The organism is Mycobacterium sp. NTMscope_MAC_269, assembly GCF_976985695.1.
Genome location: NZ_OZ335668.1, coordinates 4,233,070 through 4,247,730, shown reverse-complemented (window position 1 = coordinate 4,247,730; position 14,661 = coordinate 4,233,070). Strand labels below are relative to the sequence as shown.

Annotated in this window: 12 protein-coding genes; 4 read left to right on the top strand and 8 right to left on the bottom strand. The window is 66.9% G+C overall.

What is annotated here, in order from left to right:
* The first annotated feature begins 22 nt into the window (after window positions 1-22).
* The 3 genes from ACZ50Z_RS20125 to rfbA are packed head-to-tail and all read left to right on the top strand — an operon-like array spanning window position 23 to window position 2,093.
* Window positions 23-778: a maleylpyruvate isomerase family mycothiol-dependent enzyme gene (locus ACZ50Z_RS20125; protein WP_464485115.1), complete on the top strand. Its 756-nt coding sequence runs from the start codon at window positions 23-25 to the stop codon at window positions 776-778.
* A 29-nt stretch (window positions 779-807) separates the two neighbouring features.
* Window positions 808-1,182: a nuclear transport factor 2 family protein gene (locus tag ACZ50Z_RS20120; protein ID WP_464485114.1), complete on the top strand. Its 375-nt coding sequence runs from the start codon at window positions 808-810 to the stop codon at window positions 1,180-1,182.
* A gap of 35 nt (window positions 1,183-1,217) precedes the next feature.
* Complete coding sequence (gene rfbA / locus ACZ50Z_RS20115) at window positions 1,218-2,093, top strand: glucose-1-phosphate thymidylyltransferase RfbA (RefSeq protein ID WP_464485113.1); 876 nt, start codon at window positions 1,218-1,220, stop codon at window positions 2,091-2,093.
* On the opposite strand, the gene ACZ50Z_RS20110 is transcribed toward rfbA, so the two are convergent.
* The 5 genes from ACZ50Z_RS20110 to ACZ50Z_RS20090 form a co-directional block, all read right to left on the bottom strand.
* On the bottom strand, window positions 2,090-3,364 hold the full coding sequence (locus ACZ50Z_RS20110) for a YibE/F family protein (protein WP_464485112.1): 1,275 nt from the start codon (window positions 3,362-3,364) through the stop codon (window positions 2,090-2,092). The genes rfbA and ACZ50Z_RS20110 overlap by 4 nt on opposite strands.
* A 32-nt stretch (window positions 3,365-3,396) precedes the next feature.
* The gene (locus ACZ50Z_RS20105) at window positions 3,397-4,701 is read right to left on the bottom strand and encodes a pyridoxal phosphate-dependent aminotransferase (RefSeq protein ID WP_464485111.1); all 1,305 of its coding nucleotides are present in this window, start codon (window positions 4,699-4,701) and stop codon (window positions 3,397-3,399) included.
* A gap of 32 nt (window positions 4,702-4,733) precedes the next feature.
* Entirely contained in the window at window positions 4,734-7,760 is a 3,027-nt protein-coding gene (locus tag ACZ50Z_RS20100) for a (Fe-S)-binding protein (protein WP_464485110.1), read from the bottom strand.
* Between the two features lie 253 nt (window positions 7,761-8,013).
* Complete coding sequence (locus ACZ50Z_RS20095) at window positions 8,014-9,690, bottom strand: Hsp70 family protein (protein ID WP_464485109.1); 1,677 nt, start codon at window positions 9,688-9,690, stop codon at window positions 8,014-8,016.
* A gap of 95 nt (window positions 9,691-9,785) precedes the next feature.
* Window positions 9,786-10,328, bottom strand: coding sequence for a hypothetical protein (locus tag ACZ50Z_RS20090; RefSeq protein WP_464485108.1), 543 nt, complete (start codon window positions 10,326-10,328; stop codon window positions 9,786-9,788).
* 780 nt (window positions 10,329-11,108) lie between these two features.
* Between ACZ50Z_RS20090 and ACZ50Z_RS20085 the strand changes: the two genes are divergently transcribed.
* Entirely contained in the window at window positions 11,109-12,458 is a 1,350-nt protein-coding gene (locus ACZ50Z_RS20085) for a sugar porter family MFS transporter (RefSeq protein WP_464486327.1), read from the top strand.
* Window positions 12,459-12,505: 47 nt separating this feature from the next.
* On the opposite strand, the gene ACZ50Z_RS20080 is transcribed toward ACZ50Z_RS20085, so the two are convergent.
* The 3 genes from ACZ50Z_RS20080 to ACZ50Z_RS20070 form a co-directional block, all read right to left on the bottom strand.
* Window positions 12,506-13,243, bottom strand: coding sequence for a hypothetical protein (locus ACZ50Z_RS20080; protein ID WP_464485107.1), 738 nt, complete (start codon window positions 13,241-13,243; stop codon window positions 12,506-12,508).
* A gap of 116 nt (window positions 13,244-13,359) precedes the next feature.
* Entirely contained in the window at window positions 13,360-14,088 is a 729-nt protein-coding gene (locus ACZ50Z_RS20075) for a hypothetical protein (protein ID WP_464485106.1), read from the bottom strand.
* Window positions 14,088-14,654: a hypothetical protein gene (locus ACZ50Z_RS20070; protein ID WP_464485105.1), complete on the bottom strand. Its 567-nt coding sequence runs from the start codon at window positions 14,652-14,654 to the stop codon at window positions 14,088-14,090. The genes ACZ50Z_RS20075 and ACZ50Z_RS20070 overlap by 1 nt, the downstream gene beginning before the upstream one ends.
* Window positions 14,655-14,661 lie beyond the last annotated feature (7 nt).

Sequence of the window (14,661 nt, the reverse complement as noted above, 5' to 3'; positions counted from 1 at the left end):
CCACGCGAGTAGCCTGACCGGCGTGGACTATGCCGGCGCATTCCTCGACGAGAACCGGGCTTTCGCGGAGTTGTTCGACGGTGTCGACGAGTCCACACCGGTGCCCACCTGCCCGGACTGGACGCTGCGGCAACTGTTTCGTCACGTCGGGCGCGGCGACCGCTGGGCGGCCCAGATCGTGCGCGACCGGCTCGACACCTACCTCGACCCCCGCTCGGTGGAGGGCGGCAAGCCGCCGCCCGACCCCGCCGACGCGATCTCCTGGCTCCGAGGCGGCGCTCAGCGGCTGATCGACGCCGTGGAGCTGACCGGGGTCGAGACACCGGTGTGGACGTTTCTCGGGCCGCGCCCGGCGAACTGGTGGATCCGGCGACGGCTGCACGAGGTGGCCGTGCACCGGGCAGACGCGGCGATAGCGCTGGGCGGCGAATTCACCCTCGAACCCGACATCGCGGCCGACGGAATCACCGAATGGCTGGAGCGGATCGCGATCCAGGCGGGCGGCGAGGGGGCGCCGCTGCCGCTCGAGGAGGGGACCACGTTGCACCTGCACGCCACCGATCCCGGCCTCGGCGAAGCCGGGGAGTGGACCGCCGCCGTCGAAAAGGGCCGGGTGACGTGGTCGCACGAGCACGGCAAGGGCAGCGTTGCGCTGCGCGGCGGCGCCACCGAGCTGCTGCTGGCGATCCTGCGCCGCCGCCCGCACGCCGACACGGGTGTCCAACTATTCGGTGACGAGGCCGTGTGGGAGCGCTGGTTGGACCGTACGCCTCTCTAGCCGGGGAGCCGCACGGTAATTTGCACACCATGACCACATCGGAGATCGCGACCGTTCTGGCATGGCACGACGCGCTGAATGCCGAGGACATCGAGACCTTGGCGTCCCTATCCAGCGACGACATCGAGATCGGCGACGCGCACGGGGCCGCACAGGGCCACGAAGCGCTGCGCACGTGGGGGGCCTCGCACCGGCCGTCCACCGAGCTCGGCCGGATGTATGTGCACGACGGCGTCGTGGCCGTCGAACTAAAACCCAACAGCTCCGGCGAAGCGGGGGCCGCCACCGGCGCCGCGCTGACGTTCCGGGTGGTCCGCGACCACGTCACCTCCGTGTTCCGGCACGACAGCCTGGCGTCGGCGCTGGCGGCCACCGATCTCACCGAATCCGACGCCATCGACTAGGGCCAGACTAGGACCACAGGCACGAGGAGCTATCCATGCGCGGAATCATCTTGGCCGGCGGGTCGGGCACTCGCCTGCACCCGATCACCACGGGCATCAGCAAGCAGTTGCTGCCGGTCTACGACAAACCGATGGTCTACTACCCGCTGTCCACCCTGATGATGGCCGGAATCCGCGACATCCTGGTGATCACCACCCCGCACGACGCGCCCGGTTTCCAGCGACTTCTGGGCGACGGCTCGCAATTCGGCGTCAACATCACCTACGTGACGCAGGAGCGGCCCGACGGCCTGGCCCAGGCGTTCGTCCTGGGGTCCGGCCACATCGGCAACGAGTCGGTGGCTTTGGTGTTGGGAGACAACATCTTCTACGGCCCCGGGCTGGGAACCAGCCTGAGGCGCTTCCAAACCATCAGTGGGGGAGCGGTTTTCGCGTACTGGGTGGCCAACCCGTCGGCCTACGGCGTGGTCGAATTCAGCGACGATGGCCTGGCGCTGTCGCTGGAAGAGAAGCCCCAGACGCCGAAATCGAATTACGCGGTCCCGGGTTTGTACTTCTACGACAACGACGTGATCGAAATCGCCAAGGGTCTCAAGAAATCGGCGCGCGGCGAGTACGAGATCACCGAGGTCAACCAGATCTATCTCAACCGGGGCCGGCTCGCGGTCGAGGTGATGGCCCGCGGAACGGCCTGGCTGGACACCGGCACATTCGATTCGCTGCTGGACGCCAGCGACTTCGTCCGCACGCTGGAACGACGGCAAGGCCTCAAGGTCAGTGTGCCCGAAGAGGTGGCGTGGCAGCAGGGCTGGATCACCGACGAGCAGTTGGCCGAGCGCGCGCACAGCCTCCTCAAGTCCGGGTATGGCTCCTATTTGCTGAATCTGTTGGAGCGGAGCCGATTTCACTAGGCCGGTGGCGGCGGCCCGCTGCGCCCGGGGACGCCGCGCTTGCGACCGCCGCTAGGCCGGGCCAGCACCGCGGCGATCCCCGTCGTCAACGGCACCGACAGCGCCAACGCCATCCCACCGACGGCCGAGCGGGCGATCTCGATGGCCACACTCTCGCCGGTCAGCACGTCCGTCAACGAGCGGTTGGCGACGCTGAACAGCAACAGCAGCGGCAGCGAACTGCCTGCGTAGGCCAGCACCAGCGTGTAGACCGTGCTGGCGATGTGATCGCGCCCCACCCGGAGGGCGCCGGTGAAGATCGCCCGCCGCGAGCCCCCGAAGTGGGCGAGCTCGAACACCGTCGAGGCCTGTGTCACCGTCACGTCGTTGAGCACACCCAGCGAGCCGATGATGAAGCCGGCCAGCAGCAGTCCGCCGATCGACACGTTGCCCAGGTACGCGCTGACCGTGGTGTTCTGTTCGTCCGAAAGTCCGGTGAGATGCGCCAGCTGTATTGCCGCCCAAGATAATCCGGCGGCGAGCAGCAGTGCCGACAGGGTGCCCAACAGTGCGGCGCTGGTCCGCAGGCTGACCCCGTGGGCCAGGTAGATGACCGCGTAGAGGATCGCCGCCGACGCCACCAGCGCCACCGGCACCGCGGGCGCGCCGTCGCGCAGGGCCGGCAGCAGGAACATGACCAGCACGACGAACGCGACCAGGATGCCCACCAGCGCGAGCAGCCCGCGCCAGCGCGCCACGGCCACGATCACCACCGCGAACGCGATCGCCAAACCGGCCAGCGCCCAACCCCGTTCGAAATCGTAGAACGCGTAGCTGGTGGCACCCTGGTCGTCGACCTGCCGCACGACCCGAATGCGGTCGCCCACCGCGAACTTCGGCTGGCCGGGCCCGGGCGAGGACTCCAGCAGCGTGTCGGCGCCCGCGTTCGGTCCGGAATCGATGGCAACCTGAGTCAATACGCAGCGCCCGGCGCCCGGTGCGGCGGGTTGCGGCGGCCCGGTGAGGACCTGACTGACCGACGGGCTGCCGCAATCGCCCAACCCGCTGGTCAGCACGTGCCCGGCCTGCGTGCTCACGGCGCCGCCGGACGCGCTCTGCAGCGGCATCGGTATGTCGACGCGCTGCCGAGTGGGCCATAGCAGGACCGCACCGACGGCCACCGCCACGCCGATCGCGACCAGCAGTCCGACAACGATTCTGGCGGGCAACGGATCAATGCCGGACGGGCCCTCCAATGGGCGGGCCATGCCGTGCGAGTGGGAGTGCGTCACCCGCTCTACCGTAGAGGCGGTTTCCTGGGTGCTTACGGGCGATAGCCGACGAGGAAGTTGCCCAGCCGCTCGATCGCGGCCGCCAGATCGCGGGCCCACGGCAGCGTCACGATGCGCAAGTGATCCGGTGCGGGCCAATTGAAGCCGGTGCCCTGGGTGACCAGAATCTTCTCCTGCAGCAACAAATCGAGGACGAGCTGCTCGTCGTCGTCGATGTCGTAGACCTCGGGGTCCAGCCGCGGGAAGGCGTAGAGCGCCCCGTCCGGCTTGACGCAGGACACCCCCGGGATCTCGTTGAGCTTGGTCCAGGCGACGTCGCGCTGCTCGAGCAGCCGCCCGCCGGGCAGGACCAGGTCGTCGATGCTCTGGTAGCCGCCGAGGGCGACCTGGATCGCGTGCTGCGCAGGGACATTCGGGCACAGCCGCATGTTGGCCAGCAGGTTGATTCCTTCGATGAAGCTGCCGGCGTGGTCCTTGGGCCCGGTGATCGCCAGCCAGCCGGCGCGATACCCGGCCACCCGGTAGGCCTTGGACAGGCCGTTGAAGGTCAGGCACAGCATGTCCGGCGCCAGCGAGGCCAGGTTGATGTGCTCGGCGTCGCCGTAGAGGATCTTGTCGTAGATCTCGTCGGCGAGCAGCAGCAGCTCGTGCCTGCGCGCCAATTCGACGATCTGCGTGAGGACTTCGCTGGTGTAGACCGCGCCGGTCGGATTGTTCGGGTTGATCACCACCAGCGCCTTGGTGCGATCGGTGATCTTCGATTCCATGTCGGCGATGTCGGGCTGCCAGCCCTGCGTCTCGTCGCACAGGTAGTGCACCGGGGTGCCGCCCGCAAGCGAGGTCGATGCCGTCCACAGCGGATAGTCGGGCGACGGGATCAGCACTTCGTCGCCGTTGTCGAGCAGGGCCTGCAGCGTCATCGTGATCAGCTCGGAGACCCCGTTGCCCAAGTAGACGTCGTCGACGTCGAAGCGGGGGAATCCGTCGACCAACTCGTAGCGGGTGACCACTGCGCGGCGCGCCGGCAGGATGCCCTGCGAGTCGGAGTAGCCCTGCGCGTACGGGAGGGCCTGGATCATGTCGCGCATGATCACGTCGGGCGCCTCGAAGCCGAATGGCGCCGGGTTGCCGATGTTGAGCTTGAGGATGCGGTGACCCTCGGCCTCGAGCCGCGCGGCCTGCTGGTGTACCGGGCCGCGGATCTCGTACAGGACGTCCTGAAGCTTGGACGACTGCGCGAAACTACGCTGCTGCCGGTGATGAGCCGACGGGTGCGGTGGCAGCTGGTGAGGCAGCTGATGGGTGGTCACATCACCAATGGTGCCATCACTGTCCACTGAAATTTGCTGTCAAGCGTTAAAATCCCAGGTCAGCGCTTGCCCGGCGGACGCGCCCCGCGGGCGATGCCCAGCCCTTTCACCGGCGGCTGAGGCGGTGTGTCGTCGCCGTCGGTCTGCTTTGCCGGCTCCGCCTTCGGTGCCGGCTCGGCCGCGGGCTGGGAAGCCTCGGCCTGTTCGGCGGGCTCAGCCTCGGCCTTGGGGGCCTCTGCCTTGGGTTCCTCCGCCTTCGGGGCCGCCTTCTTGGCGCCGGGTCGCTTGGCGCCCGCGGCGATGCCCAGGCCCTTCACCGGCGCGGCGGGCGCCTTGGGTGCCTCCGCCTTGGCTTCCGGTCCCGCCTCGGCCTTCGGAGCCTCGGCGGCAGGAGCCTCGGCCTTGGCCGGCGCAGCCTTCTTCGCACCGGGTCGCTTGGCGCCCGCGGCCAGGCCCAGGCCCTTCACCGGCGCCGCCGGTGCCTCGGCTTCCGGGGCCGCCGCTTCGGCCTTGGCTGCGCTGCCTTCTGTGGCCGGTGCGGCTTTCTTGGCGCCGGGCTTCTTGGCGCTGCCGGCGATGCCCAGCCCCTTGACGGGCGCGGCGGGTGCCGCCGCCTCAGCCTTGCCTTCGGCGGCCGGTGCGGCCTTCTTGGCGCCGGGCTTCTTGGCGCTGCCGGCGATCCCCAGTCCCTTGACGGGTGCGGCGGGCGCGGCGGCCGCGGTTTCAGCTTTCGGGGCCGCCTCGGCGGGTGCCTCCTCGGCCTCCTCGGCGGGAGCGGTCGCCGTCGCCGTCGCGGCCTTGGGCGCCGCCGCGGCCTGCTGGGCCGCCCGCTTCTCGGCTTCCTTGGCGGCCGTGCCCTTTTCGGGCAGCGTCGCCTTGTCGTACTCGAGGGAGGCGAGCAGGATCTGGGCGACGTCGAGCACCTCGACGCCGCTGCGCCCGGCCTCCTCCTGCCGGTCGTTGACGCCGTCGGTGACCATCACCCGGCAGAACGGGCAGGCGGTGGCGATGGTGGTGGCCCCGGTGGCCAGCGCCTCGTCGACGCGTTCGTGGTTGATCCGCTTGCCGATGTGCTCTTCCATCCACATCCGCGCGCCGCCGGCGCCGCAGCAGAAGCTGCGCTCGGCGTGCCGCGGCATCTCGGTCAGGTTCGCCCCGGAGGTCCCGATCAGCTCACGCGGCGCCTCGTAGACCTTGTTGTGCCGGCCGAGGTAGCAAGGGTCGTGGTAGGTGATGTTTTGCGACACCGGGGTCACCGGCACCAGCTTGTTGTCCCGGGTCAGCCGGTTGAGCAGCTGGGTGTGGTGCAACACCGAGTAGTTCGCGCCGAGCTGGCGGTACTCGCGGCCCAGGGTGTTGAAGCAGTGCGGGCAGGTCACCACGATCTTGCGGTCGACCGTCTCGACGCCCTCGAACACCCCGTCCAGGGTCTCGACGGCCTGCTGCGCCAGTTGCTGGAACAGGAACTCGTTGCCGGAGCGGCGCGCGGAGTCGCCGTTGCAGGACTCGCCGGTGCCCAGCACCAGGAACTTCACCCCGGCAATGGCCAGCAGCTCGGCGACGGCCTTGGTGGTCTTCTTGGCCTTGTCGTCATACGCGCCGGCGCAGCCCACCCAGAACAGGTACTCGTAGCCGTCGAAGCTCTCGACGTCCTCGCCGTAGACCGGCACGTCGAAGTCGACCTCGTCGATCCAGTTCGTGCGGTCCGACGCGTTCTGGCCCCACGGGTTGCCCTTGGTTTCCAGGTTCTTGAACAGCACCGACAGTTCCGAGGGGAACTCGGACTCCATCATCACCTGGTAGCGGCGCATGTCGATGATGTGATCGACATGCTCGATGTCCACCGGGCACTGCTCGACGCAGGCGCCGCAGGACACGCACGACCACAGCACGTCGGGGTCGATGACACCGCCCTGTTCCTCGGTGCCGACCAGCGGCCGGGTGGCCTGCTCCGGGCCGGAACCCATGATGCGGCCGAAGCCCGACTCGGGGACGTGGTGGGCCTCGGCGTGCTCCTCGCCGGACAGTTCCTCACCGAGTCCGCCCGCGGGCGTGCTCTCGAGCGGGCTCTCCTTATCACCCAGGATGTAGGGCGCCTTGGCCATCCAGTGGTCGCGCAGGTCCATGATGACGAGCTTGGGCGAGAGCGGCTTGCCGGTGTTCCACGCCGGGCACTGCGACTGGCAGCGCCCACATTCGGTACACGTGGCGAAGTCCAGCATGGCCTTCCAGCTGAAGTCCTCGACCTTGCCCCGCCCGAATGTCGCGTCGTCGGGCGGGTTTTCGAAGTCGATCGGCTTGCCGTCGTATTCCAGCGGCAGCAGCGGACCGAGCCCGTCGGGCAGCCGCTTGAAGATGACGTTGATCGGCGCCGTGAAGATGTGCATGTGCTTGGAGTGCAGCACGATGATCAGGAACGCCAGCATGACCGCGATGTGCAGCAGCAGGGCCGTCGTTTCGATGATCTCGTTGGCGGGCTGGCCCAGCGGACGCAGGATGACGCCGAACAGCTGCGACAGGAAAGCGCCGTTGCCGTAGGGCAGCGTGCCGTTGTTGACCGCGGCACCACGCACGAACACGTAGGTGAACACGACGTTGAAGATCATGAACAGCACGAGCCAGGCGCCGCCGGTGTGGGAGCCGTAGAACCGTGACGAGCGGCCGATCTCCTTCGGGCTGCGCATCAGCCGGATGATGGCGAAGGTGACGATGCCCAGGAAGACGGCGGTGGCGAAGAAGTCCTGCAGGAAGCCCAGCGCGTCCCACCGCCCGATGAACGGGATGTGGAAGTTGTCCTGGAAGAGCAGACCGTAGGCCTCGATGTACACCGTGAGCAGGATGAAGAAGCCCCACATGGTGAAGAAGTGCGCGAGGCCGGGGATCGACCACTTCAACAGCTTGCGCTGCCCGAACACCTCGGATAGCTCGGCCCAGATTCGCTTGCCGGGTTCGTCGGTGTGTCCCGGGGACGGCTTGCCGGACGTGATCAGCTTGAACAGCCACAGGACCCGTCGTGCGGCGAGCGCGGCCACGACCAGCGTCATGCCCATGCCCACGACCAGCCTGATGAGCATCTGCGTTGTCACAGAAGGTCTCCCCAATGCATAGATAATTCGGCCTGTGCTTTATTTGCCTGCTTAAGCCCCGCTCATAGTTACATCTTCGTGGCTTTCGGCGCGAGAAAGGCTGCCCTAACTTGGGAGTTCGCCGACGCCTCTGGCCTGCTAGTTGATACCCACTCGCCTCATGTGACGTTTGTCGGAGTGACCAGCGCCACCAAATTTCGTTCAATGACCCTTTTCCGGCGCCCTTTTCCGGGCCCGGACGCAATCGTTCGCCTCAGCGCCCGAATGGGGGCTGGAAGATCGGCGGCAGGGGACGTACCCGCGTGGTCGTTGTCGGCGCCGCGGACGTGGTGGTCGCCTGCGACGTCGTGGTGGGCGGCGCGGTGGTGGTCGTCGTGGTGGTCGGCGGGGGCGTCGTCGTTGTCGTTGTCGACGGCTGCGGGGGCGGTGTCGTAGTGGTCGTGGTGGCCGGCGCTTCGCTGGACGGCGGCGGGGCCGGAACCACGGTGACGGTGGTGCTGTCGTTCGGTCCGGTGATGGTCACCGTCTGCGGCGATGGCGGTGGACTGGACGGCGACTTCGGCGGGGCCGGGGTGGACTTCGTCATCAACAGGCCGATGGCCAGGACCACGGCCACCAGCACCGCCACCACCGCTCCGGCGACGGTCAACACCAGCGCCGTGCGCTTGTACCAGGGCAGGCCACCCTGCGCGGGGTACTCGAATTCCCTTGCCTCACTGGCGTATTCGCCGGTGGCGTCGCGACCGGTGTAGGGCACCGGTTCGTCGGAGTCGGCGTCTTGTGACCATGCCAGGGCGTCATCCACATCGGTGGCCTGGGCGGCCCACGCGGCCTGGGTCACGCCGAGCCCCGCGGTGCCGACCATTTCGGTCGGTGTCTCCACGGCGGCGGCCGCGGCGGTTTCAGCGCCCCCCGCCGCGTACTGCGCACCGAGTGCCGCCGCGCCGAGCGCGGCCAGCGACGCCGGCTGCCCCGCGCTGCGGACCGGAACCCCGAAGCGCTGCGACAACCGCTCGGCGATCAGCGGAATGCTCGCGCCGCCGCCGGCGATCGCCACCGCGCGCAGGTTGGCGTTCGCAATCCCGTTGCGCTGCAACGTGTCTTGCAGAGAGGCGATGAACCGGTCCAGCGGCGGGGAGATCAGTTGCTCGAACTCGGTGCGGGTCAGTTGTGCGGCCTCCCCGGTCGCCCCCGCGACGGTGCTCACCGCGGCCGTCGACAGTTGCTCCTTGGCGCGCCGGCAGGCGGCGAGCAGGCGCGTCTGTGATCCCATCCGCGCGCTGCCGCCCAGGACGGCCGTGCTGACATCGGAGGCCAGCAGGTGATCGACGATGAGTTGATCGATCGCCTCGCCGGAGAAATCCGTGTGCCGCACGGCCGGGCCGACGGGCGCAAAGCCGGCGTGGGCGTCCAGCGCCGTGACGGTGGTGCCGCCGGCGCCGAAGTCGCACAGCGCAACGACACCGTCGGCCGGAAATCCCGGCGTGCCGCGCAGGGCCGCGACCGCGGCCGTGGCGTCGGAAACCAGCATCGGCGCGACCCCACCGCGCGCGAGGTCGGATTGGGCGAAGAACTCCTCGCGCAGCGCCGCGAACTGTTCGTCGGACCAGTAGGCGGGCACCGCGATGCTGATCGGTGTCCCGTAACCGACCGTGCGGGCCATCGCCTCGATCGCCTCGACCGTCAGCGCCGCGCCGAGGTACTTGGTGCCGTCGGCCGCCACCAGCGGAGCCCGGTCGCCGACCCGCTCGACGAACCCGCGCAGCACCAGGCCGGGTGTGGTCAGGTTCGGGTTCTCTTCCGGCAGGCCAACTTCGGTGGGACGGTGCTCGAATAGGGTCAGCACCGAGCTGCGGGTGACCGGAGCGCTGCCGGCGCGGGCCGCCACCAGGTTGGCCACCCCGATCGATAGCCCGAGCGACTGGCTCATGTCCGCACCCCTGTGTCCGTTGTCCCGTGGATCCCAGCGAGTCTAGGGGCGCCGCGGCGCCGCGTCGCCGAGGGTGATCGGCCTGGCGTCGACTCTTAACGCAGGCCCGGCGGCACCGTGATGACCGTCGGCACCTGCGGGATGGTGATCACCGGCGGCAGCTGCGGCAGATGGTGGTGATGCGTGGGCTGCTGCGTTTGTTGTCCGGTGGGCTTCTGCTGCGTCGGCTGCTGGGCCGGCGGCTGTTCTTCGGCGCTACTGCTGGGCTCGGTGGTGGTCGCCGTGGTCGTCGGCGTCGTTGTTGTCGTGGTGGAGCTCGTCGTGCTGGTCGTCGACTTAGGGGCGTGGTTGACGGTCTGGTCGCCGTTGATGAGTTCGATGATGCCGAACACGATCAGGCCGATCAGGATGACGACGGAGATCAGCCAGGCGATGAGCATCGCGGGCTTGCGATACCAGGGCGTCGGCTCGGGTTCCTGGTCGAACGGGTCGACGCCGTGGGGTTGCTCGAACCCGTGGGGCGGCGCGGGCGGGAAGTTCGGCGGCGGGACTTCACCGGTCGGGGGCTCGCTCACGCCGAAATCGGCATGCTGAGTCGGCCGGTTGTGGAAGTCATCGCGTGGACCGTTGGATGCCACGGGACCGATGGTACTGACCGCACCTGCCAGTCTGCTGATGCCAGCCCCTAAGAGTGTCGATCGCTTGACTCAGGAGGACGGGCGTGTTCGGTGCGTGCGGTTAATTCGAGGGCTGATCTCGTCGGTCATAGAAGGGCGCACTCAGGGTTTTGGAACTTACCGCCGCTAGACTGTGGCGCTCAACACATCCGCTACCCCATTCTAGCCGAATGCTGTTGTCGTACAGTCGAATTCGACAGTCACGCCATCTTTGACTTATAAGAAAATTCGTGACAGGGTCTTTGTCCGAATCGCTACGGAAGTCGAGCGGCAAGACCGCACCAGGCGCGGCGCTGCCGGGCCTGAGTAGACCAGCGAGTACGCCGAGCGGAGTCGCTGGATACGCGAATACCTTGACCGCGCCGGCGTGCCACATGCACCCGAGTCACAGCAGCGACGCTCGTTATGGCATCGGGGCCCTGACGCCGCGGCGAGCGAGCATGAAATCCGAGTGCAGGGTAGGGAGACGATGACGATGTCCGGCCGGTCCGCCGATCAGCACCGGGTTCGTCATCTCCGCTACGACGATCGGCGCTGCTAGTGGTCGCAGACGATTGGGCAGACCGCGAATGGTGGTCAGAGGCCGGCGATGACGCTCCGACCGTGGCGAGTCAGCGGTATCGCATGGCGGAGTTACGCAATGGGACCGACCCGGCCAACTGCACAGATGCGACTCACGAGGATGCGTCACAGAGCGCCGTCGGCGCCGGCACTGAGGTGGGAAAGCAACTGACGAGCGCCGTGGTCGTCATCGCGCTCGTCTCGGCGATCTCGGGCCTGCTCTACGGCTACAACACCGGTGTCATCTCCTGGGCCCTATTGCAGCTCACCGATGAGTTCAACATCAGCGCGGCCTGGAAACAGGTGGTCGCCGGCAGCATCCTGCTCGGCGCCATCATCGGGGCATTGTCGTGCAGCTGGCTTTCCGATCGGTTCGGCCGGCGCGGCACGCTGTTGATGCTGGCGGTGGTGTTCATCGTCGGCGCGCTGTGGTGTGCCGACGCGCCGGATGTCGTTGTGTTGTCGCTGGGAAGGCTGGTCCTGGGCTTCGCGGTCGGCGGGGCGACGCAGACCGCACCGATGTATGTCGCCGAGCTCTCGCCGACGGCCTACCGGGGGCGGTTGGTCCTGTGCTTCCAAATTGCCATCGGGGTGGGCATCCTGGTCGCTAACCTCGTCGGGATCTCCGACTCGGTCTCCTGGCGGGGGCCGACCGGCATCGCGTGCGTACCGGCCGCGATCATGCTGTGGCTGTTGCTGCGCCTCCCGGAAAGCCCGCGCTGGCTGGTCAAGCGAGGCGATCGAAACGCCGCACGAGCCGTGTTGGAGCGGGTCCGGCCCGACGGCTACGACGTGGGCGCCGAGCTGGACGAAGCGACCGAACTCGCGCGCATGGAAAGCCAGGCCAGCACCCGCGGGTGGAGTGGGCTGCGCGACGCCTGGGTGCGCCCGGCCCTGGTCCTGGGTTGTGGCATTGCGGTGTTCACCCAGCTCAGCGGCATCGAGATGATCATCTACTACGCGCCGACCATATTGACCGACAGCGGCGTGTACAGGTCCGTGGCTCTGCAGGTGTCGCTGGCGTTGGGTGCGACGTACGTGATCGCCCAATTGGTCGGGTTGGCCATCATCGACCGGGTCGGTCGGCGCCGGCTCACCCTCATCATGGTGCCGGGTGCGGCGATCAGCCTGTTCGCGCTCGGCCTGCTCTTCGTCACCGCCGACAGCGGTCACGATGTGATTGCCCAGATCATGATCTGCCTGATCGCCTTCATGGTGTTCAACGCGGGCGGCCTGCAGCTGATGGGATGGCTGACCGGCTCGGAGACCTATCCGCTGGCGGTGCGCCCGGAGGGCACCGCAGTGCATTCGGCGACGCTGTGGGGGACCAACCTGCTCATCACGCTGACGCTGCTGTCACTCATCAATGCGATCGGGCCCGGCCCCTCGATGTGGCTCTACGCGCTGTTCAACGTGGCGGCGTGGATCTTCGTGTTCTTCCGCATGCCCGACCTCACCGGTAAAAGCCTGGAGGAAATCGAAAAGAAGCTGGCGGAGGGGAAATTTCGGCCTTCAGACTTCTCCCGCTGACGAATTCAGTTGTGGGGCAGGTTGTTTCGGGCTGCTGTGCAACGCGGTCACACGCCAGCCGTTGAATGGCCTCGCAGGATCCGTTCGATCCGATCCAGCAGCTCGCTCGGGTGTTCGTGGGCGCCGTCTTTCCAGGCGACGAGGGCGTGGAGCAGGTTGATCGGCTGAACACTCAGATACATCCCGAGCATCACCGTCGAGGTCGTCTCGTTGCTGACATCAGCGGGCTGGTAGGCGATTTCGACCTGCAACCGCTCGGTACCAGCCGCCGCGTTCGAGACGAGCTTGGGCTCGATCGAACGGACGTGCTCGCGCCGGATGTCGGTCAACTCGCTGCCGCGCTCTGCTATTCGCACGGTCAGCACCGACGGTGTGATACGAAGAAGTGATCGCCGCCAAATCCAAATGGCAACTACCACCAGCAAGGCAAAAATCGCGAGCAGGACGATCCCGCTGTACCACAGCCAAGCCGGATTACCGGGAGCACATCCTGCGGCGATAGCGACGGCACTCATCAGCGGAAAAAAAGTGCCGAAAACGTATGTGTTTCCCTCGTACCAAGGAATGTAGCGGCAGACGATCGCGTCCCCGGTGCGACTGACCCCAGCGCCAAAGATTCGGCGGCCGCTTCCATAAATGATGCCGACACCGCACGCAGCAGCGCCCACAGGCAGATACCAAGCCGATCCAACCAGCACATTGATGACCGCCAACAGGCATAGGGCACCACCGACGGCGTAGCGCAGTTTCGGCACGCGTCGGCCTTTCGCCGCGCGGTCGGCCATCAGTGACCGTCTTGAGTTGCGATTACGGGTCTCCTGTACAGCTGTGATGATCCGTGACTGTGACGCGCCGTCGATCGTGGCGAGCATTCTGCGCCGATGCGTCGCGCGTGACACGGTTACACACCGACGGTGGAGTGGCCCCGGAGAATCGCTTCGACCCGATTGAGTAGCTCGCTCGGGTATTCGTGAGCGCCGTCTTTCCAGGCCACAAGTGCGTTAAGCAGGTTAATCGGCTGGACACTCAACTGCAGGCCCAGGAGCAGAGTCTTGGCATCGCCGCTCAAATCCGTTGCACGGTAGGTGATTGCGACTTGCAGCGATTGCCCGCTCACGCCATTTGGGACGATCTTGGGCTCGATCGACACAACACACTCACGCCGGATTTCGGTCAACTCGTCCTTGGGTCCAGCCAAACGCACGGTCAAAACCGACGGGGAAATACGCAACAGGCACCGACGCCACATGCGCACGGCGCTGAACACGAAGAGTGGCGTCAGAACCAGCAGGATGATCCCGCCGAACCGAAGCCACGCAGGGTTGCCCGAATCGTTGGATGCGGCAAGCATGGCGACTCCCATCAGCGGGAGCAACACATTCAGGAAGTACGCGTTTCCCTCATACCAGGGGACGTAGTGACACATAATCTCGTCGTACGTCCGGGTGATACCCGCCCGGAAGATTCGGCGCCTGCCGAGGGCGATTAAGATCGCTCCGCAGAGCACCACCACAGACAAGTACCACTGCAGTCCCGCCCGCGCTGCCACCACAGTCAAGAGGCACAACGTGCCGCCGAAGGTGTAGCGCAGTATCCGTCCCCACCGGGCGCTGTTCTCACCGTTCGCCATCAGTGACCGTCTCGTGTCGTGGTTGCGGGAGCTTTACGGGGGTGATTGTCCGAAGCCGGACCTGCCGGCGCGGGACCCATTCGGACAGACAGCCAGATATTCGCCTGTTTTACAGGTGATTCATGTAGTGCGGTCATCGTGAGTTGCGCGATCAGCGTCTCCTGTCCTTCCGTGATGATCCGCGATCGTGAGACGCTGTCGATGGTGCCGAGCTCGTGGGCAATCTGCATCGCGAGCAATCCTTGAACTCCAACACATTCACCGGCGGGGCCAAGTTCGCGGCGCACCTCGTGAGATCCCGGCGCCGACTGCAACTGCTGCTCGGCCAGCATCGCGAACGCCTCCCTCGCATCCAGTGGGGCCGCCACTTTATGCATCGTCAACACCGCGTTAGCACCGAACACGTTGATGCACGGGTCGTTGCGACAGGCCCACACACGAGCACCGAAAGCCGAGTCGAAGGGTTCCCAGCCCGAGGGCACCCCCACTTCCACGACAAAACCGACAAACCGCTCGACCGGAGATACCACAATGTCGCTGGTCTGCACGAACTCATCGAATCGCATCGAACAT